Source organism: uncultured Eudoraea sp., from assembly GCF_947490415.1.
Classification (GTDB): Bacteria; Bacteroidota; Bacteroidia; order Flavobacteriales; family Flavobacteriaceae; genus Eudoraea.
Genome location: NZ_CANLGX010000001.1, coordinates 615,366 through 640,652 on the forward strand (window position 1 = coordinate 615,366; position 25,287 = coordinate 640,652).

A 25,287-nucleotide genomic window follows, 5' to 3' on the forward strand; every position below is an offset into this window, starting at 1 on the left:
AAATTTGAAATAAACATGAAACCTGTTTCTAGTCGATATTTATATCTTTCATTATTCATATTTTTGCTGATCTCTTGTAAATCTGTCGGTCCTAAATACATACCGGCAGATCAGTTTAATTTTAATACCTCTATCAGCCAGGCCTCCAACGAACAGTTGTTAATGAACCTCGTTCGGTTACGTTATAGTGAGCCCCCTGTATTCTTAAAAGTGAGCTCCGTGATCAATCAGTACACTCGTGCAGGTGGGGTGGGCGTCCAGGGAGGATTAAATAATGCCCTTCCAACAGGAGCTAACAGCGCCGTAGTCAATGGCAATCTAGCCTGGTCCAATACTCCCACAATTACCTATATTCCGGTAAGCGGCAGAGAGTTTTCAGCCAACTTACTCGTACCTATTCCACCGGCCTCTTTGCTAAATATGATCCAATCAGGCTGGCCCATAGACCTTGTACTTCACATAGCGACCTTTTCAATCAATGGGTTGCGGGATGATATTGCCAGGCCGTCTGCCAGAAGAGATGCGGATCCTGAATTTATTCAATTATTGGATCTTTGGAAAATACTAAGTACAGCTGGTGTTATTGGCACTGCGAAAGATGAGCGAACCAAGTTGATTTTCAGAAATGATTATCCTCCGGAATACCAAGATGATGTAGCCCGTTTTAAAACTATATTAAAACTAGACCCCAAGCTTTCAGAGTATTTTATATCTTATGGCTCTATACAAGGGTCTTCTGACGAAATTACGGCTTTGACCGGATCTATTTGGGAGATTATGCTCAACCTTGCCTGGCAATTCGAGGTCCCTCCAGAGCATGTTGCCTCGGGCCGCACAGATATGACCTATCATTCTACGAACATGGAGGCACGACCCCCACTTCAAATTTTATACTCAAAAGAAAAACCGGAAAGAGAATTTATCTCCGTGTATCAACATGAGTATTGGTTTTATATAGATCCTGATGACCGAAATACTAAAAGAAACTTTTCCTTTCTTCAATTACTGCTCAATCTGGCAGAAAGTACAACAGATTCAAAAGCACCTATAGTCACTGTCCCTACCAATTAAACTAAAATCTTATTCTTAATCGTAAGAACAAGACCAATATATGTAACCCGCTTCGTAAGAAGTCCTCTTATATTCGAAATTTGTATGCGCTATTGGGTTGCTCTATATTCTATTCTTCATAATGATACAAATCGGCCAATTTGTATATCAAAAAATTAATTATGTCCTCATCACTTTCCCCATTGAGGTACATTCCAAAAGCGGAACCTGCTTGTTCCTCTTTAAAAAATTCCAAATCATCTGAGCCATACTCACTAAAAGCATTCCAGGACTTAAGGCCTTCAAGAATCTCCCTGTGGGCAATATACCTTCTCTTTGCAAGCTCCAGCCTATTTCGGAAGCTCTTATTATTGCGATTACCAATTTCTTCCTTTTGAGCGTTTAATTTTAGATATTCTTGGTGAATACGATAATCTGCTTCTTCTGCTTCTGTTATTATCTTATAATAAGCCCGGGAAATTAAGGAATTATACTTTTCCTCAAAAGAAGCGTACGTAATGGCTTCTGTAAAATTTTCCCCTTCAAGAATTCCCGGATCTTCGGTGCTGGAATAATACTCCTTCGGGTCATTAGCCACCAAAAACTCATCCTTTTTTAAAGATCTGTTCCAGGCCTCAGATTTTATGGTCTCCCTCCATATCTTCCGGTATTCTCGCTTAAAATTGGTCTGTGATGTCGAGCAACTTTCGGCCAAAAAAACTAAAAGAAGAAAACTAAATACCGGAACAACTATATGAACTCCTGCTTTTCTCATTATAAGGAAAATCTTATGTATGCAAGAGCAGATTTTTGAGCGTAGATGATAAAGAAAAGGGGAAGGCTAAAAACCTTTGGCAATATAAGAAAGAATTACCATCTCTCATATTAAAATTAAGCCAAGAAGGCACATAAAGTGGATTACTTACCCAATGCCTCAAATGATCCCTGCATTTCACAAAATATGTGACCCGGGCAAGCTGCCACAATTCTAATAAGGTTACTTATTTTTGTCAGGCTGTTTGGAGTTTTGGCTCAATGACATAATACATTTTCATCATTCCCTTGTTTTTAACTTTCATTTTGCCCCTGTATTCGCATTCAAAATCATCCTTTATCAGTTCATAGGTGTTTTCAGAGATGTTTATCATGCCTGTCTCTGAATTTGTTTCCATTCGGGCAGCAACATTTACAGTATCTCCCCAAATATCATAGGCAAATTTTTGGGTGCCCACTACTCCTGCTATGACAGGGCCAGTATTAATCCCAATGCGGATCTCATAAGGCATGATATTGTCTTGATTTTTAATTTTGACTTCTTCGGTGATTTTAACAATTTCAAAAGCAGCATGTACCATTCTGATCGCATGATCTTCTTTATTCAAATGAATCCCTCCGGTACACATGTACGCATCTCCCATGGTTTTGATTTTTTCCAATCCATGCTTCTCCATAACTTCATCAAACCTGGAAAAATAGTAATCTACGCTTTTAACTAATCTTTCCGGGCTTAAGTCAGCCGAGGAACGGGTAAAATCCTTAAAGTCTGTAAACAAGACCGTAACCGATTCAAATTTTTTGGCCTCCACATGCCCTGTTTCTTTTAATTCCTGTGCCGTTTCTTTAGGAAGGATATTGAGCAACAAGGTATCAGACCTGTTCTTTTCCTCCTCAATAATGGTATTGGTTTCTTTTATAAAACTATAGCGCCTGTAGAGAAAGAAAAGAAGCACAAAGATGAAAATCAGGGCAAAGATTGTTGCATAAATAATAATCTTTTGTCTTTTGTCTTTCAGCATTTGGATTTCCGCTTCTTTTTCTAATAGATCTACTTCCGTTTGTTTTTGGTCAACTTCGAAATCTGCACGTAAATTAGCCATTTCACGAACTTTTTCAATATTACTTACACTGTCCCTATATTTGATATAGTTCTGGTAATATTTAAGGGCTTCTGAGGCATTTCCTCTCTTCTCATGTAGTTCTGAAAGCTTTAGATAGGCATCCCCTATCTGTTCCTTGAGTCCATGTTGTTTTGCCAGGTCCAAACTTTTTTGGGCAAAACCAAAGGCCGAAGGCCAATCACCTTTATCCGCATAGATGTCAGACATAAAGGTAAGATATACGCTAATAGGATAATTATCGCCTAGTTCTTCCAACATTACTGTGGCCTGGTTTATGTTTTTTTCGGCCAATTCATTTTCTCCTTTTAAGGCATAAGCCAGTCCCACATTACCTAGGTTGTATGCAATTCCGAGCTTATAGTCCAGGGCTCTATAAATTTCTCCGGATTCCTTGAAAAATAGCAAAGCTGAGTCGGGCTTGACCAATTTCAGGTTATAGAGATCTCCTAAATTTTCTAGCACCGTTGCAAAGTTGATAGAATCATTTTCTGCTTTAAGAATAGGAATAGCGTTCTGATAGTTGAGGATTGCGTTCTGATCATCACCCCTACGTGCATACAATATGCCAATATTTAAGTATAAAATTCCCAAATCCCCTTTATTTTCCTCTTTATCGGCAATTTTGACACCTGCTAAGAAACTTTCCAACGCATGACTGTGATCCCCTTTAAGCCTAAAGGCACTTCCCCTTTCCTGATATGCCTCAATGATACGTTTAGTAGAGTCTGTAGCTTTAGCTCTACGCAGAAGTTCATCACCGTATTGCAGTTTCTTTTCTGGATTGGAATGAAATTCGGCAAGATCAGACAACATTTGTAATCGGTCCTTTTCCGCAAAACGTCCTGAATGGTATATCAATTCGAGGCTATCAGCAATCACCTGATTCTGCCCATAAATGGAAGAGGCTAAAAAACAAAAAATGCCCAGTGTTAAGCAGGTTTTATTTTTGAATAATCTTATTCTAAAAAAACGGGTTGACATCAGACTTGGCAAACAGTTAATAATTTATTTTTTTTTATGCCCCTGGACCTCAGGATCAATTATAAATGTGTCTTCCTTGTTTGATACGGTAAACTTCAAAATGTATTTTTCTTTTATATATGCTTCTTCTCTTCCAGGCCCTAATGTAACTTTTCCTCTAACCAATTCGTCACTACCCTTTATATTAACAAGTCCATCCTTTCCCTTTATAGCTTTAAACGGCTTTCGTTCAATAATTCTTTTACCTTCTTCATGTTCTATGGAGGTGATCTTGACAATATGATCCGGATTACTAATAGACTGTCCCTGCCAGATTATCAGGTCTCCCTTTCTCACATGAGTTGTAAAGTCTTCATTTGAAATGCCTGTGGGTTGTCCAAAATTGGCATTTGTAGCGATATTACCCTGTTCAATATTTGTGGTGTCCACATAAAGCGTAACTACATGCATTTGGTTTTTACAAGCCATAAGGCTCATAACTGCCAGTACAATCAAAATTTGATTCGTTGTTTTCATAATAGAGTTCTTTTATTGATTAATTAAGTGAAAATTATTCAGTATTCTGATCAGATCTCAAAGTACCTGAATTGCGGGAACTATCGTTATTACTTTTCCAACTTCAAGGGTCTTACTTCCCAAGGATCAAAAATGTATCCTTAATATAATGAATTTATGCAACTTAGTAAAATGATCCTGGATGAACAGGCCGGTTTATTGTCCGAAAGTAGTATTTTTCTTATCCAAAGAACTTCTGATTTTCATACAATTAGATTTAATAATTCTTTCAAAAGTTAGGCGGCGTCCTATCAAACTTCTATCTCATGCCCCTGAACAGCAAGTTCTATAGGGAAATCATAGGTATGGGTGCTCATAAACTTTTTAAATATGTTGGATCTGTCTTTATCCGTTTGTGCAGGATCATGATGGAACATTACCAAACGTTTGGCATTGGCTCTCGCAGAGAGTTCCGCGGCAATTTCCATTGAGCAATGCCCCCAACCCACTTTGTCCTCATACTCCTCCGGACTATATTGGGAATCGTGTACGAGTAAATCTGTATTATTGCACAGATCAAATCCGGAGATCCAATTATCTTCCTTAAATAAATGTGGGTTGCTCAATATGGGTTCATGATCGGGAATATAGGTAACCGATTTGGAGCCAACTTCAATTCTATAACCAACGGTTGGACCGGGATGACAAACAAATTTAGAAGTGATTAAAAACTTCCCAAGCTTAAATGGTTTGTTTGGCAATTCGTGTATGATTAATTTACTGGGGATATCCCTTAGCATCACAGGGAAAAGAGGAGGAGACAAAAATCTGTTCAACCTATCTTTTAAAGTATAGGAACTACCGCCGGGTCCCCAAATATGAATCTCTTTATTAGGATCAAAAAGAGGTTTGAAAAAACCCAAACCCTGAATATGATCCATATGTAAGTGAGTTAGCAGGATATCTATTCGGTCTGAGTTATTATACTTGTCAAAGGCTATATTCAAAATCCCCGTACCTGCATCCAGTATTAGCCTTTCGTTCTCCCCTATGATTTCTATACAGGGGGTATTGCCTCCAAGCTTTCGTGTTTCTTTGGAGGAAGTGGGATATGCCCCGCGGGTTCCATGCAATTTAACTTTCATAGCTTGAAACATTATCCCAAAAAATAGCTAAAGCTCCTGAAAACTCTTTAGATCTTCCAATGATTGGGATGGAAGTAACGGAGATTTTAAAGGATTTACCTTCCATGTTTGTAATCCAGAAGGTCTTATGGGCTGGTTCGTGTGAGTTTATGGTTTGTACAAGTGGCAGGTCAGCCGCTGGAATAGCATTACCTTTTTCGTCATGGGCAGAAAACGCATTACCCCAGTCTCCAACTCTCATTTCCCCTGTATCCTGAAAACGCTTTCCCAGGATTTTTTCGGCGGGTTCGTTGTAAAAAATAAGGGTCCCTTCAGGGTCTACTATAAAAACAGGGACGGTAAGACAATCTGCCAACTGCCTGCTTAAAATAATTTCAATTTCATGTGCTGACATAGGCAGACAATTTTTACTGGAGAACTCTTTTAAATATATAAAAAATAAATCGGTTTCATTCTATTAAGCCCGCCAGAATGCGCTGTTATTAATAGCGCCGTTGCTCGGGAGAAAGATCTTATTACAAGATAGTAATTTCTAGTCTTTATCACTAAGTAAAAACCTTAGAAAGTCTATGGTTACTATGTAAAGTGACTTATTGTTAATTGAATATTTTATAATGGAAACGGGACAAAAGAGAAATGATTGCAGTTAAAATCAGGGTTTAATTCCCGAACCTAAATTACCATGGGAGTTGATTAAAAATCGAATATTAAAGAGCTTCTTAGAACAGGAATGTATAAAAGCCCTGGACTATATCCAGGGCTTTTTACATTTTTTACTCTTCTATTTCTAATTAGATCCTGCTACACTCAACTCAGGTAAAAGAGAATGAAATTCCATCCCTTTAAAATTGGTGGCGTCGAGCCAGTTTTCCCAAAACTCATCCCAGGCATCATCCCCGTACATTTCATTATATTTTTCTACAAAGGCTCTGTCTTTATCCAGGGAAGCCCAATTGTTATGCATCCATAGAATTCCCCAATCCCGGCCATCTCCAGCATTGGCCTGATTCGTAAATACATGAAGTCCAATGTCGTAATTCAATTCTTTATAGGCTTTTATAATCGTCCCAAATAGGTGGCGGGCGTTGTTCCCTTTATTTTCATTAATCTCAAACCAGCGGATTTGCATCACTTTAGCCGACTGCCCTTCCGGTGCATAAGTCATCCCTTCAGCAAGCTTCCAGTACTCCCATTCTCCCATATCGGAATGTGGTTCTACATTAGCTGTCCAATCTGCAGAATGCGCATCAGACATAGGGGTGTCATTATCGGTCCAGGTCATTGGCCCCATTACCCAAACAAGGCTGCCTGCCCTTGGCCCGGAGTCAATTGACCAAACGTTGACCTGCTGAGCGCCCTCGGTATGGTATTTTTTGTTGTGTGCTTTCAAGCCATCATTAAGTTGTTTGGTATGTCCCGATTTTGGAGTGAGACGGATAGTAGCATACATCACATAAGCAGTATCATCCTGAGCACTTAGTTGGCAAGTGATCAATAAAATAAGTAATAAAGTTAATTTTTTCATTAGTAATGGTTTTAAATTGATTATTGATCCTAAATGTATATATATTTTAAGGCGATAAATCCATTTAAGGACGAACATGTATATTTAATGTCCGAACAACCCTATTTTTTTAACAAAACAAATGGTGGACTTAGGAAATTTCGGTTTTGATCTAAGCTTTGCAAGCTAAGCTCCCTTTATCCTTGATTAATAATTTGCTGCCTTAGAAGAAACAAAAAGAATTCCCTGATACTAACTTGCCATTTAAATACTTTAAATATGCTATTTGAAAGATTGTTTTAGTGGTCAATGAGATCAAAATAAGACTTCAATCAGTTGCCTACATATAAAAAAATGTCTATTATTAACTAATTAAACCAAGGAATAATGGATTATAAAAAAACAATTTTACATCTTGTAATTAGCCTGCTATTATCACCAATAATAGTTTACATTGTATTAATGACAGCCAAATTAGCCGGGGCCACTTATGAAATGACTCATGGTGAAACATTTATAATTTGGCTACTTATGGCAATTTTGATTAATCTGTCTTTTACTAAAAAGACATAGACCAGAGACCTCGATAGGAGACAATTTGAACAAGGGAATATACCTGTCAATTGCAGGAACAAAAGATAAAATTCTTTTGCCAGCTGCAATATGGGCTGTTTAATATGCTTTTTATCCTGGTCTAATTTTTCATTGTTAAGGAAAACCGAAGCTTATCCTACCCTTGCTGCTTTTTCATTCCAAATAAATCTTCAACCACTCTTTTCCAGAAAATCTTGGTTTAATACTCCTGTGCTATAATCCTCTTTAAATGTCTCAAATAATTCCCCATAAATTTTCTTAGAAATGTCAATATTAAAAACAGCTGCGGTTGCATAATTCTTCTGTCTTTTAAATCTTATATGTATCTTCGAGACACCAAAAATATAAAGCTTATAACAGCGCTGCCTCCGACAGAAGATTATACACCTTTAACAAATTTAATATGGCAATGACAAAGAACATAATATTGCTTTTTTCTCTTATCCTTTTTCATAATTTATCATATGGTCAAAACCAAAAATGGCAGGGAAAATTTGAACCCATAGATAATATGATCTCACCTCCTAACACCTACAGGACGGCAAGTGGGGCGCCGGGAAGAGATTATTGGCAGCAACGTGCCGATTATAAAATAAAGGCGGCTTTAGATGAATCAAATAACACAATCACGGGAGAAGAAACTATTACTTACTATAACAATTCCCCTGATGATTTAAGGTATCTATGGATTCAGTTAGAACAGAATGTAAACAAAAAAGGAAATGAAGATTTTGGTTCCTTTTTTAATAATATAAAAGACTCTATAACTGCACGCCAGATGCAGTTACTTACCAGAGCTATTGATTTTCCTGCCGGGTATACTATTAAATATATAAAAGATATTAATGGGAATTCCATGAAATCAATGGTTAATAATACCATGATGAAAGTATTGCTTAAAGAGCCTCTGAAATCAGGCTCATCTTTAAGTTTTTCTATTGCCTGGTCCTACCCTATTACAGACCGAAGCATGTTTTTTTTATCCAGGGAAGGTTATGAATATTTCCCTGAAGATGATAATACAGTTTACCTTATTGCCCATTGGTTTCCCAGAATGGCAGTTTACAACGATACCGAAGGCTGGCAAAATCAACAATTTCAAAGACTTGGGGAATTTGCTCTAGAATTTGGAGATTATAGTGTTGAAATAACTGTCCCCGAAGATCATATAATTGCATCAACAGGTATCTTACTAAATAGTGATGATGTGCTCACCAAGACACAACAAAATAGATTGAAAGAAGCACGTGGGTCTTTTGATAATCCCGTAATGATTGTCACTAAAGATGAGGCTGAAAATAATGAGCAAACAAAATCCACCAAACTGAAAACCTGGAAATTTAGCGCTACAAACGTTCGCGACTTTGCTTTTGCTTCATCACGTAAATTCCTTTGGGATGCACAAGCTGTAAAACTGCCTAGTAATACAGTTATGGCGATGTCTTTTTACCCTAAAGAAGGGCTGCCTGTATGGCAGGAAGAATCTACAAAAGCAATAAAAAATGCACTCGAAGTGTATTCTGATGCTACCTTTGATTATCCTTATCCTGTGGCTATTTCAGTGAACACCTCCAATATAGGTATGGAATTCCCCATGATTAGTTTTAATGGCGGAAGACCTAAAAATGGCCGGATCAGTAATGCTGCGAAACAGGGGATGATTGGTACAATTGTTCATGAAGTGGGTCATAATTGGTTTCCCATGATTGTGAGTTCAGATGAGCGTAAATGGATGTGGATGGACGAAGGTTTAAACACGTTCCTTCATCAAAGAACTATTGCAGAAAGATACCCCGGATTTAGCAGTACAACACCTAAAACCATTGTACCCTTTATGAGTGGTGATAAAAATATTCTGCGCCCTATCATGACAACCTCTGATAACGAATTACTAACTCAGTTCGGAAACAACTTTTATATGAAACCTACGGTTGGTCTGCAGATGCTGAGGAACTCAATTGTTGGACGCGAGCTATTTGACCAGGCGTTTAAGGAATATGCCAATCGATGGAAATACAAACACCCAAATCCGGCAGATTTATTTAGAACGCTGGAAGATGCAAGTGCAGTAGATCTGGATTGGTTTTTCAGAGGTTGGTTTTTTACAACTGATAATGTTGATATGGAACTCACTGATGTCAAATGGTATAAAGTAAATGAAGAGGAGTTTACTAATAAGGACCAGAAAAAGACCATTAAATTAAAGATTGAGGGTGAAAACTCCGGTGAAAAAGCAAAAGATTTTTCCAGCGGTCCCGAAGCAATAACCATGACCTCAACTCCCGATGCAAGCTATGGCGGATTTTTATCAAGAATGGATGAGCCCGAACTTCGCAAACAACTTTCCGGTAAAAATATTTATGAAATTAGTATTAAAAATGTTGGTGGCCTGGTTATGCCTGTAACCATAGAATGGATATATACTGATGGCACTAATGAGATTGATACATTGCCTGCAGAAGTTTGGCGCAGTAACGAATATGAGATTAAAAAGACTTTTATAAAAGAAAAAGAAGTTTCAAAAGTGACTTTAGACCCAAATTTTGAGTTTGCAGATACGGATATGAAAAATAATTCCTTTCCTAAAGCAGATACTCCTTCAGAATTTGATGAGTTTAAAGCGAAGAAGACTACTAATTAGAATAAACGTTTATAGAAATAAATAGACCCATATACAAGGAGTATAAAGCAAAAAGACAGCCAATATGGCTGTCTTTTTGCATTCTAATCACATTTAGGTGTGATTAAACAGAATTTTTAAGAATTATCTGCAACCGTAGCTTTAGGCGCATTTTTTTTAACCGATGCAATCCCGCTAGCCATAGAGGAAGCAGAGGCATACATCTGACTGGCGCCTATAACCTGCCCATTAGACGCTTTTAAATTAAAATATGGGCGGCCGTCCTTTGCCTTATTCCTCTCGAACATGGCGTCATTTTGTGAGTTTTTCCTAACGGATTCTATCCCGTTATCACATGCCGCTTTAGAATTGTAGGCTTCACTGGTGAGAATTACCTGTCCGTTTGATGCTTTAAGATTGAATCTTAGCTTTCCGGCTTTGTCTTTTTTAATTTCAAATTTTCCCATTGGTATATTTTTAAATACTGTTCGTAAAATTAAAGAAAAAATTGCATATTCCTTTATTATTTTAATACCTCATACAATTATACCCTCCCTGATTGTGAATAACTTGGCATTAAAAATCGATGCTTTTTTTATTCCAGATTGTTGTCCAAAATAGTGTCCTGAAAAATTAGAAATTAGGCAGGATTTTTACTGCGAAGCCCATTCACAAAATACATTTTCATTTTGCCCCGGTTCTTTACTGGAATTTCGCCCCTGTACTCACAGTTAAATTCATCTTTTACCAGTTCGAAAGTGTATTCGCTGATATTGATCTTCCCTGTTTCGGAATTCGTTTCCATGCGGGAGGCCACATTCACGGTATCTCCCCAGATATCATAGGAAAACTTTTTACTGCCAACTACCCCGGCTACTACCGGGCCCGTATTGATCCCTATCCGAATATTAAAGGAGAGTTCATCTTCTGTTTTGCCGGACTTCGCATCTTCTACGAATTCTAAGATCTCAAAGGCAGCCTTCACCATTTTTATGGCATGATCCTCAATGGGAAAGGGCAATCCACCCGCACACATATAGGAGTCTCCAATAGTTTTAATTTTTTCCAGGTCGTATTTTTCAATAATGTCGTCAAAGGCGGTAAAATAATCCCCAAGTCTTTTGACCAGTACTTCAGGATTTGTATTTTCCGAATGCGCAGTGAACGCCTCAAAATCTGTAAACAATACGGTAACAGATTCAAATTTGTTTGCTTTAACCACCCCTGATTCTTTTAATTCTAAGGCAGTTTCTTCCGGCAAAATATTAAGTAAAAGTCTATCGGATCGGTCCTTTTCTTTTTCGATTATAGCCTTGGTTCTTTTTATATATATATTGCGTCTGAACAACCCGGCTGCTATCAGGAAAATAAGAAATAAAGCCGTTCCGGTTGAGATTGTCAGTATCTTTTGTGTACGTTTCTGTTGATTCGCTAAATCCAGTTCTATCTGTTTTTGAGCAACTTCCATCTCCGCCATTTGCTGAACTGAGGTGATGTTTTGAACACTATCCCTGAAGGCAATATAATTTCGATAATATTTCAGAGCAGCGGAAGTATAACCGGTTCTTTCATACAACTCCGAAAGCTTTAAGTAGGCACCGCCCATTTCTGCTTTCAGTCCATATTGTTTGGCCAGGTTTAAAGAACGTAATGAGTAGGTAAATGCAGCATCCCAATCGTTCTTATCGGCATAAATATCAGACATATAGGTAAGGTATGTTGTAATAGGTCTGTAGTATCCTAATTCTTCAAGGATGGCGATTGCTTCACTGATGTTTTCCTCTGCCCGGGTTTCCTCTCCTTGTTGAGCATAGGCCAGGCCTTTGTTGCCAAGATTGTAAGCCAAATAGTCTTTTCTTTGAAGAGCTTTAAAGATGGTTCCCGATTTGTTGAATAAAACAAGGGCAGAATCTGGCTGGGCCCATTCCAAATAAGAATCTCCCAGGTTTTCTACTGCGACGGCCAAATTAATTCTTGCGTCCAGGTCTTCGAATATTTTAATTGCATTGTTATAGTATTTTTTTACATTCTGTTTATTCCCCATTCCGGAATAAACTCCAGCTATTGCCGTATACACTCTACCCAGTTCACTTTTTTCTCCACGCTCATTGCTTATGTCAACCGCCTTAAAATAACTTTCAAGGGCCTTGCTCAGATCGCCCTTTATCTCCAGGGAATTCCCTCTTTGTAGATAACCCTCATAGATAAAATTACTGGAATCCATACGTATGGCCTCTTTTAAAAGTAAATCATTGTATTTTAAAGCTTCATCAGGGTTCGGACTTGAAGAAGCAATAGCCCTTAACAATTCCAGATGCTCTGAAGGATCATACTTGCCGGACTCATAAATTTTAATAAGACTGTCGGATATTACTTCGCGATTTTGACTTAAACACGGCGTTAGGGCAAGCAGAAGTATCCCAAGCAAATAAATTCCCCTGATAACAAACACATATCTCTTTTTAACGTAAGGCTTCATAAGATAAGAATTGGGTTTATCAACAACCGTTTCTATTCTCCGATTTGGATTTTTGGATCAATGGTATACATCCGGCTATTGGAACCTGCACTAAATTGAATTTGATATTTGTAAGGGGCCTTGCCGCCGCGTATTACAGTAGCCTGAACAAGCTTATCCCCTTTTATGGTATCTGAAGTAAAAATTCTTGGGCCACTGATATATTTAATAGCGGTAATCTTAACCGGGATATTGGGCTCTGTGGATGATACCCCTTTCCATACAATATTATCCCCTACCTGAGCTAAAATAGTAAAGGTCTCAGGAGAACTGTTATTTAATACCGTTGTATTCTTGCCCGCCTTAAAGAAGCAGGCCTTTCCCGGGTTTGGATTCTTTGTGTCTACATTAAGGGTAATTTCATGTGCCGCCTGTGCATTCAAACCATCTGCAGCCAAAACCATGGCCAAAATAAAGACAAGCCTGCTAATTTTATTCCGTTTCATTTACTTTGATTATAACTCTCAAACAAAAAAAGAGGTTATTCAATACTTATCCTATTTATTTAAAGAGATTATACCAGAAATATACTATATATATCTAAAATTACCTCTATTCCCAAAAACGAAAACCCGGGTTAACCCGGGTTTTCGTTAGTTGAAAAGTATTCACTTTTAGCCCTCAATGGCTAACTTAATTCTCTGTCTTATTCTTTTACAACTTTAATTTTTGGGTCAAATTGATACGTTTCCCCAGCTACCGTAAACTCAATGGCATAACTGTATTCCATGCCCCTAGCGTTACCATTAACTTTTTGTTTCACTTTCTTTTTTGATCCATTTTCATTCCTACCTTGCCCTCTATTCGTGTTAAATATATTTTGGCTATTGCCCACCGCTCTAAATTCTATCATCTCAATATCTACCTCTTCCCCTGAAGTAGTAACCCCTTCCCATTCCACATAATCATCGGGTTTAACAAGTATGGTAAAATCTTTTGCTGGTTCACTAACCTCAACAATTGTAACATTTCCATCAGCAACATTAAAAAAACATGCAGCAGCAGGGTCTTCCTGAGTCAATTCTGCAGCATCTACCGTTAATATAATTATGTGATTAGCGCCCTGGCCATAGAGGTTAGTGCCAAAACAAATTAATAAAAGGGCTATTCCTGCTAAATTTCTGTTGAATAGTTTCATGATTGGTTTTTTTGTTAATTAGTTATCTTATCCTATTGTATTTGGATCTCATTTTTCTATCGTCAAGGTAAGTAATAATTTCAAATATAAAAGTAGGTTTTTACCTACATAAAATAACTGCCGCCTCACACCACTTTGGTTAAGTTACTTTGCATACATGAATTCATTTCCCCTCCTTAAGAAATTCAAAAAGCAATTTGTTAATTCCTTGAAGCAAGTTGATGAACAACTAATTGCAATGTGCCTATATCCTATTAAAATGGGATTAAGTTAAAGAGTAAGACAAGATTGAAAAGGTTAGTATAGGAATGACTTATATTTACGCGATGGATAACCATCCAACCCAAAGTGTTTAAAAAAACATGAAGAAATTTATTACATTTTTACTAATCATTGCGGGGCTATATCTCTTACTTCTTATCCCCATGCCTGAAAATAAAAGTAAACCTCAAAAGGCATCAGAAATTCCTTTTATTTGGGATCAGGATGCGCTTTGGGAGAATTTGGAAATTGCCTTTCTCCGGGCAAAAGCAATTTCATCTGAAGAATTGGATTCTATCGTACAGGATATGGCTTTTGAAAATGATAGTATCCTAAACGCCTATGAAAATAAAACCATAAAACCTGAAGATGGATTTTACGCATTGATAGAGCGCAGGTTTTTCCAGATTGCTCCGCTGATTGCGGCACAGGAAAACAAATCTGATTGGCACGTCCGGTTTTATAATAGGGTAAGAAAAAAGATAAAATTAGATTCCCGTTTTTGGGATATGAACAGCGCCAGCGCCCGCAATACCTCTTACCGCATTCTATATGGTATGAGAGCTGCAGTGGAGGAGATTTTATTGCAATCCAGTGATGATCAGTTTGTATCCACAACCTTTGTTTCCGACGAACCTTCTGCTACTCCCTCTGTAGATATCCTGGGAATAGAAGTGCATAGTGGTGATTTGCTCGTCAGCCGGGGGGGAGCAGAGGTTTCAGCTTTTATTTCGAGGGGAAATGATTTTCCAGGAAATTTTTCACACGTGGCCATTATTCATATAAATGAGGAGACCAATGAGCCATATTTAGTGGAAGCTCATATTGAAAAAGGTGTGGCCATAGCAACACTGGATGAGTATTTAAATGATAAAAAACTGAGGTTTATGGTTATGAGGCCCAGGATTGATTTGGAACAAATGATCGCAAATCCTATGCTCCCCCATGAAGCATCCTTATATATTTTTAATGAATCTCAAACCAGGCATATACCTTATGACTTTAAAATGGATTATTATGATTCTTCGGCCATGTTCTGTTCAGAAGTTGGATCATATGCCTATAAACAGTTTGGGATAAATTTATGGGAGTCTGAGTCTACCATCTCGTCAAATGGGATCATTGAATGGCTGAACAATTTTGGGGTGGAAAATTTCGTAACCCAAATGCCCTCTGATCTTGAATACGATCCAATGCTAAGCGTTGTAGCCGAATGGAGGGATAAGGAAATTCTTTTTCAGGATCATGTAGACAATGCTGTTATGGATGCTTTGATAAGCCGTGCCAATGAAGGTGAGAAACTCGATTACAATCTTTGGATGCTGCCCGTGGCAAGAGTTATTAAGGGGTATTCATTATTTCTTAATAGCATCGGAAAAGAAGGTATTATCCCGGAAGGCATGGGGGCTGTTACAGCACTAAAAAATACTGATTTTGTAGACCGGTTTAAGGAATGTAAATCAATTACAGAATTAAAAATAAACGCTTTTAAAGAGGAAAATGAGTATTTACCTCCATACTGGCAACTGGTAAGAATTGCCGAAGAGAGTATAACAAATTAGGTTCTCCTTAAAAAGAACAATCCTATTTACAGCCTGCCACCCCCCAGGGGTCGGTGCTGCCTATGTTAACCAACTCATTTGTAAGCACTATACCGGATATGAAATTTGTTATACCCTATCTCAAAAACTTCTTTGTCTTAGTTTCAAGTAATTAATACCGTTAGATCTGATAGCTTGTAAAGGAATACTACCTTTTTGCCTTTATCCGGTCAATTTGTTTTTAAAGTGACCCATCTATTGGTTATATTTAAGAGATTGAATCATCCTAAAATGAATACAAACTTCGACGCTATCGTCATTGGATCCGGCATTTCTGGTGGATGGGCCGCTAAGGTATTGTGTGAACAAGGCCTTAAAACCTGTATCGTGGAACGGGGTAGAAATGTGGAGCACACTAAAGATTATCCTACTGCTCTTTTGCAACCTTGGGAGTTTCCCCATGCCGGGTGGATGCCAAAGGCATTCAGAGATGAAAACCCCCTGATCACCAAAGCGGCAGGTTTTGGAGAGGACACTGCCCACTTTTTTATTAAAGATAAAGATCAGCCCTACGTACAAAAAAAGCCTTTCGATTGGATACGGGGATTTCAGGTAGGTGGAAAATCCTTAACGTGGGGCAGAGCTTGCCAGCGATGGAGCCAATCCGAATTCGAATCCCCTTCCAAATATAATTACGGCATTCAGTGGCCGGTAGATTACGCAGAAATGGCTCCCTGGTATCATTTAGTGGAAGATTTTATCGGCGTATGTGGAAATAAAGATGGGTTAGAATCCATGCCCGACGGGGAGTTTCTGCCCCCTTTCGAAATGAATTGTGTAGAACAGCACATGAGCACCGCCTTAGCCGACCGATATCCGGACAGGCATCTGGTACATGGAAGATGGGCGCACCTGACCGAACCTAAAGAACATCATTTAGAATTAGGCAGAGGAAAATGTCAGGCGAGAAATCTTTGCATGAGAGGTTGTCCTTTTGGCGCTTATTTTAGCAGTAATTCCAGCACCATCCCCTCGGCACAACGAACCGGCAACCTTAGCATTCTTTCCAATGCTGTTGTGATTAAAATCATTTATGACGACCAACAAAAAAAGGCTACCGGAATTGAATATATAGATACGGCTGCCGGATCACGACAGGAGATAAAAGCCAGCATAATTTTTGTAAACGCCTCGGCCCTAAACTCTAATCTTATTTTATTGAACTCTACTTCTGATCGTTTTCCGAATGGTTTGGGAAATGATCATGATGTACTAGGTCATTATGTAGGGTTTCATAATTACCGGGGATATACCTCTGGTAAGTTTGAAGGCTTTAAAGACACTTATGTTTATGGCAGGAACCCTTCGGAACTTATTTTAGCAAATTTCAGAAATGTATCTAAGCATGATATGCCTTTTGTTGGAGGATATACCATTTTCAGTGGCGCCTATAGGTCACGAAATGAAGAGGCTCCGGGAGATGGCCCTGGAATTGGGGCAGCATATAAAGAAGGTCTTCGTCTTCCGGGAGACTGGCGGGCATATATGTATATGCAGGGCGAGACCATACCAAAAGCATCGAACCGCGTTTATTTGTCTGACACAGAAAAAGATCCCTGGGGAATTCCACAGCTTGTAATGGATGTGAATTATGATGATAACGACGAATTGATGGTTCAGGACTTTTTAAAGGAAAGTAAAGCTATGCTGGAGGTCATGGGGTGTTCAGATATTGAACAAAACGATTCAAAACAAGCTCCGGGTCTGGACATTCACGAAATGGGCGGGTGTAGAATGGGTGAAGATCCAAAAACTTCTATGCTCAATAAATATAACCAGCTGCATCTGTGTCAGAATGTATTTGTCACCGATGGAGCGTGTATGACAAGCACCGGAAACCAAAGTCCTTCCCTACTTTATATGGCATTTACAGCAAGAGCTGCGACCTACGCTGCCGAACAATTTAAAGCGCAAAGTATATGAAAAGTACGCAACAAAATCAGGTGGGCGTTGGGATCATAGGATCTCAATTTATCTCTACCATTCATGCTGAAGCACTGAAAACGGTTGCTGATGCAGTTGTTTTGGCCGTGATTTCGCCAAACGAGGAGCATGTAAAAACGTTTGCGGAACATCACAAGATCCCGAATTGGTTTACGGATATCGATGCCTTCCTGGCCATGGACGAAATAGATATGGTGATCCTGGGAGTTCCCAACCATTTGCATTGCGAATTAGCCGTTAAAATAGCCCAGGCAAAAAAGCATGTAGTGGTAGAAAAGCCCCTATGTTTGAGCCTGGAGGAAGCAGACATCATGATTGAAACCTGCAAAAAAAATAAGGTTAAATTAATGTATGCAGAAGAACTCTGTTTTGCTCCAAAATATGTTCGCCTAAAATCACTGTTAGATGAAGGAGCTTTGGGGTATCCGGTATTTTTTAAACAGTCTGAAAAACACGACGGACCTCATGCGGCTCATTTTTATGATGTTGAAAAATCCGGGGGTGGTGTGATGATGGATATGGGATGTCATGCCATTCAATTCTTTAGATGGTTAAATCCTGAGGCTTCCATTGTTTCGGTTTATGCACATATGCAAACCGCTGTCCATAAGGATAAGACTATTGGAGATGACAACAGCGTACTCATATTAGAGTTTGAAAATGGGGTAACTGCAATAGCAGAAGAAAGCTGGATTAAAAAAGGAGGGATGGATGATAAAGCTGAAATACATGGTAGTGAAGGGGTTGCATACGCAGATGTCCTTCAGGGAAATTCTATCCTGACCTATAGTGAAAAAGGGATAGGTTATGCTGTGGAAAAAGCAGGAAACACCAAAGGCTGGAGTTTCACTATGTATGAAGAACTATGGAACTATGGGTTTCCACAGGAGATGGCGCATTTTGTAGACTGTGTAAAAAATGATCGTACTCCCTTAGTTACCGGGGAAGATGGCAAGGCAGTATTAGAAGTCCTTTTTGCGGCCTATGCTTCCGCAGGAGAAGGAAAAAAAATCATGATGCCTTTTAAGACGAATGCCAAAAAACCCTATTTATTATGGAAAAAATAAATCGCAGAAATGCCATGGGGATATTAGCCCGGTGGTCCGCCGGAAGTTTTATACCCTTTTCCTGGATTTTGGAAGGTTGTACATATGGTAGCTCTCTATCATTATTTAACAAAGAATATCAATCTCTTCTGGGTGCCATTGTCGAAATTATTTTACCTGAAACAGATGAATCTCCGGGAGCCAAAGAGGCGAATGTTCAATATTTTATAGCTCTGATTGTTGAAGATTGTTATGAAATTGAAAATAAGGACAGAATCTTAGTAGGATTAAACCAATTACTTAAAGATGGATTTCTAGATTTTTCAGCACAGAAAAAATATGAGGTAATTGAGCAACTAGACATAGAAGCAAATTCCGCAACCCAAAAAATCCCTCATTATTTTAAGGACCTTAAGTCACTAACACAGTGGGGATATTTTTCATCCAAAATAGGGATCACTAAAGGACTGAGATACAACCCCATCCCCGGATACTACAAAGGCTGCGTTCCTTATAATGGTGAAATAGCCTGGTATTAATGACAATACATCAGTGTAAAGACTATACCGAATTAAGCAAGGTTGCTGCTGACTGGTTAATCCAGAGGATCAGTAAAAACCCCTTGAGCAAGATTGGTGTTGCCACCGGAAATTCTCCATTGGAAATGTATAGAAATATTGCAAAGACAAGAGACCTGAACACCAAATCTCTTTCTTTGTTTCAATTGGATGAATGGATAGGGTTATCCGAATATCAACATAGTTGCATGAGTTACATTGAAAAAGAGGTAAGAATCCCCTGGGGAATACCTTTGGAAAGAGCATATTATTTTTCTCCTGGTTTAACCCTTCCTGTCAATAAAATTCAGGCGGAGGAGGCAGCCAATTTTATGGGAAAAAAGCTTGAAAAGAAAGGCCTTCTGGATATCCTCATTTTAGGAATGGGAAAAAACGGACATTTGGGTTTTATAGAGCCCGACGAAAATTGGCCTTCTGATGAATGCTATGTTTCCGAATTGGCGCCATCTACTCAGAATCACAATATGATTAGCTCAGAAAATACACCCCCTGAATTTGGAGTAACTCTGGGTATTAAATCAATCCTGGAAGCAAAAGAAATTTTATTTATGGTAACCGGAACTGAAAAAAAAGGCATCTATTCGGAATGGCTTAAAAAGGTGGTCACCCCAAAATTGCCTGCAAGTATTTTATGGAAACATCCCAGAGTTTCCCTGATAACCGATTTGTAACTCCTAAATAGCCTTGATTTTTTCTAAGCACAGCTGATCCTGATCATTTACTGCATTAAGCCTGTTTCAGATATTTACTGATTAAAGGGAACCGAATTCGTGCCTATACTGTAGATAAAAATACTGGTATTTTTTAAAAAAATCCGACATCATCTTTTAACTAAAAGCCTGCCTGCCATACTGGGAGGCAAGTTCAGCAAATACTTGCTATATGCCCTGGGGGAAATTGTCTTGGTAGTGGTTGGGATACTCATAGCTTTAAGTATAAATAATTGGAATGAAGATCGTAAAGAAGAAATTCTGGAGCTGGAATATTTGGAGCGCATTATTACTGACCTTAAAGCAGATACCCGTTATTTTAATCGACAAATAGTTGAATGTAATGAAGTTATGGATTTGAGTTATCAATACATTCATAAGGCTTACGAAGAACAAAAGAGCAAGGAAGACTATATTGAATTAATCGAATTATTTACTGATAGAACAGAAAATTTGGTGGTCTAGAATTCAACCTATTTAGAACTAAATAATGCAGGCAAATTAAGTATATTCAAAAATCAACAAGTAAAAGACAGCTTAATTGCACTACATAGGGATTATGAATATACCGCTTCAAGAATTAAGGAATTTAATGATTACCATGCGAATTTATTAAGTTCATCAATGCGTGTCTACCCCAGAAAGTATTCAAAAAAGCGCGTTTATCTTCGACAAACCCTATATGTTTAATACCAGGGAATGGGAATATATAAATGACCCAACTTCAGAAGAATTTAGAGAACAAGAATGGATAGTAGCCATGTTTCTTGTAAAACATGCTGAGGCCATAGAATTTCATAAGGACCTTCTGTCTAAAATTGAATTTCTTAACGCGCTTATTGAGGAAGAATTGGATAATAGAAAATGAGCATGTTATTTAAGCTAGAAAATTCAATTCTCCGATGAAATGCATAAAAAATACGACTAAACCACAACTTTTGGCCCTTTCACAACAATTCTGTCTAAAGTCACCACAAGAAATCGTAACTTATTACTACTAAAAATATGAATTTAAAAACCCTTGCTATGGAATCGAATTCAAACAAACATCCCGTATTAAACACTATTCTTTCTGTATTAAATATTAGCTTAGAGGTATTACTGGCTTTAATAGCCCTTGGAGTTATCATTGGCCTTTGGGGGATTTTAAGCTAAATAGTATTTCTTTAGTTTGAAGTTTTAATCCAAGTTTTACCGCTTAGAAATTTTGATGTTTTCTAACTATTGTCACTTAATGGATTTAAGGAGCAGTATGCCAGGCTACTTCTCGGGTCAATTTCTTTTATTAAGTTTTCTCGTCCCACTGGAAATGATAAGCTTTTCTGTAAAGCTAATCCAAAACGGACTGATGATTAAGGTTAAAGAAATAAGGCTAATAGTAAACTTATAACTATAACTTTCAATAATATTAAGGCTGTAGGCCGTTGAAGCGATCAAAAAACTTAATTCCCCGATTTGAGCGAGCAGGGCTCCGCCCAAAAAAGCCTCTTTCCATGGGCAGGAAAACAAACGTAAAATAAATGAATTAATCAAGTGGTTCGTTATATATACACAAATTAAAACCGCTAGAATGGCCCATATATTTTCGATAATGAAGTCAAAATCCAATTGTAACCCAACACTTATAAAAAAAATAGCTACAAACAAGATCCTAAAGGAGTTTAGGGTATTGTATATCCAATGAGTTGCTTTGGAGGCGTGCATGACCATACCTCCCACAAAGGCCCCTAAGGCCGGTGATAGTTCAAAAAAAGAAGCTCCCAAAGCACCTCCGAAGCAAAAAAGTATGGCTAAAAAAACCTGAAGTTCATGATCCTTTTCAATTGCTTTGGAAAAGGGAAGTTTTATAGTTTGCTTTTTGTAAATGTAGATAAGAGAAATAATAATAACTAAGCCTCCTGCGATATTCAGAAAAATTGCCTTGGTAGATTCTTCTTTCCCCCCAAGCATTGTTACTGCTATCAAAAGCGGGACAATTATGATGTCTTGCATCAATAAAATGCTCAATACGTTCTTTCCTATCCTGGTATTTGTCAGGTTTTTATCTGAAAGAAGTTTTATGATGACTGCCGAACTACTCAATGCGATTACAAATCCGAGGATAACCGAACGTTCCATGCGCCATCCAAAAAAATAACCCACTGCCAATATGATAACAACACTTAAAACAACCTGAATTGTTGTCCCTATGGCAGCAACTTTCCATTGTTTAATAAATTCCGGCAGACTTATTTCCATTCCAATGAAGAAAAGCAGAAGTATAATTCCCATTTCCCCCAGATGATCAATAGTAGACGGGTCTTCTATAAAACCCAGTCCAGATTGGCCAAGCATAGCCCCTACCAATATATAGCCAATAATATAAGGCTGTTTTATCTTTTTTAAAAATAACCCCACGGCTACGATCAATATTGCTATGACCGAGATGGACCCAATTAAAGGATCAAAACTTATTAACTTGGGCAGTAGTGCGTTCATTGATTTTTTTAATTTCCGGAATTAGGAAGTAATTGATTTCCTTCGTATTCCAAATGTATAATTTTTATTCCCAGGAGTGCAAAAAGGTTAGTTATAGCTCATGACAATGGTTATGCACTAAAGCCCTGAGCATAAATAATTTTCTAACTTAGTAAGAACTACCAACCATAATTAATTTCTTCCATTATCGAAACAAAATCACGCCAAGGCGTGATCAAATGTCCAGTGGACATTTGGTTGAGATAGCCGCTTGCGGGCGTCTTGACAATATACTTAGAACCTATGATTAATTTTTATAGGCGAATACGCAGAAAACTCGCAGACGATAACAAACCTTTAAATTACATGAGGTATGTTTTTAGGGAAATCCTACTTGTTGTGGTTGGTATTTTGATTGCCCTGCAGATCAATAATCTAAATAACCTCGTAAAGGACCGGCTTACCGTACTGCAGCTTCGAATTGATGACATTGTACAAGACGACCTGAATTTGGTCCGTTTTACCAGGGGTTCCAAAACCAGACTGGATGTCTATATAGAAAGGAAACCTGAAAATAATTATTCCGAAATTTTAAAGCAGCCAAAGGTACGTAACCTTTTGGCCATGAAACTTCTGCTTACCGTTGACGTAATGGAATTTAGAATTGATCTACAAAAAGAAATTGACCGGATTATTGAATTAATCGAAATAGAGTTGGGGCTTTCTAAACAGGAAACATAATTTCCCTGTCGTTTTACGCTTATCATAATTCCCTTTCTTGTAAAAAGATAGCTCCCGGAAATATTTATCTTTGTATAAGTATGCATCAGGAACTGGTATTCTTTAACGCGCCCAGATATAAACTAATATTGAGCTTTTCCATTGGTTTATTTCTGTACTTTTTTTTAATTGCTTTCCTGCCTTTTGGAGTCAACAACTACAATCCAAACCACACCTATACTTTTGAATTTCTCTACGAGATAGGCCAATACATTCCAATTACCATTCTCACCTCTCTTATTAATGAATTTGGCATTAAACCTCTGTTTAGGGGGCGCTTCTCTTATGCTTTTATTATTGGGTGGACTATCTGGAGTCTTCTATTCCTGGGGCTGATCATGTTCGTTACCTATAATTATCAGGGCGATTGGCATGACTGGAAACTTAGCAGTGTTTATGGCTTTGTGGCCGATGTTTCCAAAGTATTAATTTTCCCCATGGTGGGTACATTCTTTTATTTCAGGTATAAAGCCCTGCAAGAAAAATATGATGCCTTCCTTACCAATATAGACAATAGTATCGATGACAAACGCATGATACATTTTACCGGTCAGGGTACAAACGATAAGATTTCTATGATGGTGGCCGACTTTATTTATGCCAAAGCGCAGGACAACTATATTGAATTGCACTATCTGAAAAATGGGCAAAACTCAAGGTTCCTGATACGTTCCTCTCTGGCAGGTCTGAACGATTCCCTGGATTATGGTTTTCTGATCCGTTGCCATCGCTCCTTTATGGTAAATCTATACAATGTTAGCTCTATCAAAGGCGGCAGGAACGATTTAAGGATCACAATGAGCCATGCAGATGAAATGATCCCCGTTTCAAAAACCTATGTGGATGACACATTAGAGGGACTAAAAAAATACAAACGTTTCCAGTAAGTCTGTCATTTACCACAAATAATCAAATTTTACCACAAACAAGCTAAAAAGCTGGTGCCCTTGGCCCCCGGCTTTTAAATTCGTCTCAATATCAATCATTAAATCTAAATTTTCATGAGAACAAAAATTAAAACAAGTAAGAAACAATGCGCCTCGCTTTTACTTAGTGCCGCATTCTATCTCCTGGTGTACCCGGTACAATCACAGGAAAACAGTAAAGAACATCATGCAATTTTACAGTCTTTTGTAGAAAGCTATAAAACAGATCCCATGGCCTTGTCGGTTACATTTGGGATTGCAGTGGGTGAAGAATGGTGGCATGTTGTATCGGAGCGAAAAGAGGAAGGTTATAAAGTAGGTAAGAAGAAACAATATACCTTTCATAATTATGGTCCAAATGAGGTAACCCTTCATCAGGGGAAACCTAAAGAACCTACCTGGTATTTTAAATTTGCCGATGCCTCGGTTTTACAAAAAATTAATGCTAAAGTCTGGACCGCAAGTACCGCCAATGCCCGTTCCACCTCAGCCGATGAAGTGGGCCTGGATATCCTTTCCATGGATGGATTTATATATACACAAAAGACAGATGCTATCTCCTACCAGGTGCTGGAACATTTTTGGAAGAAGGATGCCATAGAAATCACCCATTTTACCCGTGATAATACCCTGCCCAGCCATGGTGCGGAAATAGTTTCTCTATACACCATGAAAGACAAACGCATAGGGTGGTTCAGTCTGGGAACGGATGAGGCTGCTAATGCAGACGAGCGTCTGGAAAAAGGTCAGGTACCTAACCTGATGATCTTTACCAAGGGCAAGGGAAAAGGCCTTTTTGGGGAGGAAGAATTTGATATTGAGCCCGGAATGAGTGTATTTATAGGTCCCTATGTAAAACACGTGATCTATAATCCGTATGAAGAACCGCTGGAAGGCATCCTGGTACTCTTTGGCGATAATATTGATTTTGCCAAAGGTCAGTCGTATCTGGAATTTTTGGAAAGGGAGCAAGACTTCCTGGAAGAAAATGAAAAAAATGTTCAGATAAGCTCCGGAGACCTGGGCAGTAATTAGCCTTCC

At 38.2% G+C, this 25,287-nt stretch carries 24 protein-coding genes; 13 read left to right on the plus strand and 11 right to left on the minus strand.

What is annotated here, in order from left to right; genetic code table 11:
- The first annotated feature begins 15 nt into the window (after window positions 1-15).
- A complete protein-coding gene (locus Q0874_RS02715; RefSeq protein WP_299159063.1) occupies window positions 16-1,071 on the plus strand; it encodes a hypothetical protein in 1,056 nt (351 codons plus the stop codon).
- A gap of 109 nt (window positions 1,072-1,180) precedes the next feature.
- Here Q0874_RS02715 and Q0874_RS02720 read toward each other — a convergent pair whose 3' ends face one another.
- From Q0874_RS02720 to Q0874_RS02745, 6 genes are all read right to left on the minus strand, one after another.
- A complete protein-coding gene (locus Q0874_RS02720) occupies window positions 1,181-1,825 on the minus strand; it encodes a hypothetical protein (RefSeq protein ID WP_299159066.1) in 645 nt (214 codons plus the stop codon).
- Window positions 1,826-2,060: 235 nt separating this feature from the next.
- Window positions 2,061-3,929 (minus strand): adenylate/guanylate cyclase domain-containing protein, encoded by a 1,869-nt coding sequence (locus Q0874_RS02725; protein ID WP_299159069.1) that lies wholly within the window; start codon window positions 3,927-3,929, stop codon window positions 2,061-2,063.
- A gap of 24 nt (window positions 3,930-3,953) precedes the next feature.
- Entirely contained in the window at window positions 3,954-4,445 is a 492-nt protein-coding gene (locus tag Q0874_RS02730; RefSeq protein WP_299159071.1) for a hypothetical protein, read from the minus strand.
- Window positions 4,446-4,735: 290 nt separating this feature from the next.
- Complete coding sequence (locus Q0874_RS02735; RefSeq protein WP_299159073.1) at window positions 4,736-5,569, minus strand: MBL fold metallo-hydrolase; 834 nt, start codon at window positions 5,567-5,569, stop codon at window positions 4,736-4,738.
- Window positions 5,559-5,963, minus strand: a complete 405-nt coding sequence (locus tag Q0874_RS02740; protein WP_299159075.1) for a PAS domain-containing protein — start codon at window positions 5,961-5,963, stop codon at window positions 5,559-5,561. The genes Q0874_RS02735 and Q0874_RS02740 overlap by 11 nt, the downstream gene beginning before the upstream one ends.
- A 393-nt stretch (window positions 5,964-6,356) precedes the next feature.
- A complete protein-coding gene (locus Q0874_RS02745) occupies window positions 6,357-7,094 on the minus strand; it encodes a hypothetical protein (RefSeq protein WP_299159078.1) in 738 nt (245 codons plus the stop codon).
- A 982-nt stretch (window positions 7,095-8,076) separates the two neighbouring features.
- Here Q0874_RS02745 and Q0874_RS02750 point away from each other — a divergent pair.
- Window positions 8,077-10,308: a M1 family metallopeptidase gene (locus Q0874_RS02750; RefSeq protein WP_299159080.1), complete on the plus strand. Its 2,232-nt coding sequence runs from the start codon at window positions 8,077-8,079 to the stop codon at window positions 10,306-10,308.
- A 116-nt stretch (window positions 10,309-10,424) separates the two neighbouring features.
- On the opposite strand, the gene Q0874_RS02755 is transcribed toward Q0874_RS02750, so the two are convergent.
- The 4 genes from Q0874_RS02755 to Q0874_RS02770 form a co-directional block, all read right to left on the minus strand.
- On the minus strand, window positions 10,425-10,754 hold the full coding sequence (locus Q0874_RS02755; RefSeq protein ID WP_299159082.1) for a YegP family protein: 330 nt from the start codon (window positions 10,752-10,754) through the stop codon (window positions 10,425-10,427).
- A gap of 173 nt (window positions 10,755-10,927) precedes the next feature.
- On the minus strand, window positions 10,928-12,766 hold the full coding sequence (locus tag Q0874_RS02760) for an adenylate/guanylate cyclase domain-containing protein (protein WP_299159084.1): 1,839 nt from the start codon (window positions 12,764-12,766) through the stop codon (window positions 10,928-10,930).
- A gap of 32 nt (window positions 12,767-12,798) precedes the next feature.
- Complete coding sequence (locus Q0874_RS02765; RefSeq protein ID WP_299159087.1) at window positions 12,799-13,251, minus strand: hypothetical protein; 453 nt, start codon at window positions 13,249-13,251, stop codon at window positions 12,799-12,801.
- Window positions 13,252-13,451: 200 nt separating this feature from the next.
- Window positions 13,452-13,943 carry a hypothetical protein gene (locus Q0874_RS02770; protein WP_299159089.1) on the minus strand — a complete coding sequence of 164 codons (492 nt, stop codon included), beginning with the start codon at window positions 13,941-13,943 and terminating at the stop codon, window positions 13,452-13,454.
- A gap of 362 nt (window positions 13,944-14,305) precedes the next feature.
- On the opposite strand from Q0874_RS02770, the gene Q0874_RS02775 reads away from it, so the two are divergent.
- From Q0874_RS02775 to Q0874_RS02810, 8 genes are all read left to right on the plus strand, one after another.
- Window positions 14,306-15,766, plus strand: a complete 1,461-nt coding sequence (locus Q0874_RS02775) for a YiiX/YebB-like N1pC/P60 family cysteine hydrolase (RefSeq protein ID WP_299159092.1) — start codon at window positions 14,306-14,308, stop codon at window positions 15,764-15,766.
- A gap of 270 nt (window positions 15,767-16,036) precedes the next feature.
- Window positions 16,037-17,728: a GMC oxidoreductase gene (locus Q0874_RS02780; RefSeq protein ID WP_299159095.1), complete on the plus strand. Its 1,692-nt coding sequence runs from the start codon at window positions 16,037-16,039 to the stop codon at window positions 17,726-17,728.
- The gene (locus Q0874_RS02785; RefSeq protein ID WP_299159097.1) at window positions 17,725-18,816 is read left to right on the plus strand and encodes a Gfo/Idh/MocA family oxidoreductase; all 1,092 of its coding nucleotides are present in this window, start codon (window positions 17,725-17,727) and stop codon (window positions 18,814-18,816) included. The genes Q0874_RS02780 and Q0874_RS02785 overlap by 4 nt, the downstream gene beginning before the upstream one ends.
- The gene (locus Q0874_RS02790; RefSeq protein ID WP_299159100.1) at window positions 18,804-19,334 is read left to right on the plus strand and encodes a gluconate 2-dehydrogenase subunit 3 family protein; all 531 of its coding nucleotides are present in this window, start codon (window positions 18,804-18,806) and stop codon (window positions 19,332-19,334) included. Before Q0874_RS02785 ends, Q0874_RS02790 begins: the two co-directional genes overlap by 13 nt.
- Complete coding sequence (locus tag Q0874_RS02795) at window positions 19,334-20,044, plus strand: 6-phosphogluconolactonase (RefSeq protein ID WP_299159102.1); 711 nt, start codon at window positions 19,334-19,336, stop codon at window positions 20,042-20,044. The genes Q0874_RS02790 and Q0874_RS02795 overlap by 1 nt, the downstream gene beginning before the upstream one ends.
- Before the next feature lie 204 nt (window positions 20,045-20,248).
- Entirely contained in the window at window positions 20,249-20,548 is a 300-nt protein-coding gene (locus Q0874_RS02800) for a DUF6090 family protein (RefSeq protein ID WP_367275390.1), read from the plus strand.
- A 163-nt stretch (window positions 20,549-20,711) separates the two neighbouring features.
- Window positions 20,712-20,951 carry a hypothetical protein gene (locus Q0874_RS02805; RefSeq protein ID WP_299159104.1) on the plus strand — a complete coding sequence of 80 codons (240 nt, stop codon included), beginning with the start codon at window positions 20,712-20,714 and terminating at the stop codon, window positions 20,949-20,951.
- A gap of 158 nt (window positions 20,952-21,109) precedes the next feature.
- Complete coding sequence (locus tag Q0874_RS02810; RefSeq protein WP_299159106.1) at window positions 21,110-21,238, plus strand: hypothetical protein; 129 nt, start codon at window positions 21,110-21,112, stop codon at window positions 21,236-21,238.
- Window positions 21,239-21,355: 117 nt separating this feature from the next.
- Here the strand turns inward: Q0874_RS02810 and Q0874_RS02815 are convergent, their stop codons facing one another.
- Window positions 21,356-22,561 carry a cation:proton antiporter gene (locus Q0874_RS02815; protein WP_299159108.1) on the minus strand — a complete coding sequence of 402 codons (1,206 nt, stop codon included), beginning with the start codon at window positions 22,559-22,561 and terminating at the stop codon, window positions 21,356-21,358.
- 282 nt (window positions 22,562-22,843) lie between these two features.
- Here Q0874_RS02815 and Q0874_RS02820 point away from each other — a divergent pair, with 282 nt between their 5' ends.
- From Q0874_RS02820 to Q0874_RS02830, 3 genes are all read left to right on the plus strand, one after another.
- Window positions 22,844-23,281 carry a hypothetical protein gene (locus Q0874_RS02820; RefSeq protein WP_299159110.1) on the plus strand — a complete coding sequence of 146 codons (438 nt, stop codon included), beginning with the start codon at window positions 22,844-22,846 and terminating at the stop codon, window positions 23,279-23,281.
- Between the two features lie 80 nt (window positions 23,282-23,361).
- A complete protein-coding gene (locus Q0874_RS02825; protein ID WP_299159112.1) occupies window positions 23,362-24,207 on the plus strand; it encodes a LytTR family DNA-binding domain-containing protein in 846 nt (281 codons plus the stop codon).
- A 114-nt stretch (window positions 24,208-24,321) separates the two neighbouring features.
- Entirely contained in the window at window positions 24,322-25,281 is a 960-nt protein-coding gene (locus tag Q0874_RS02830) for a hypothetical protein (RefSeq protein WP_299159114.1), read from the plus strand.
- The last annotated feature ends 6 nt before the right edge of the window (window positions 25,282-25,287 follow it).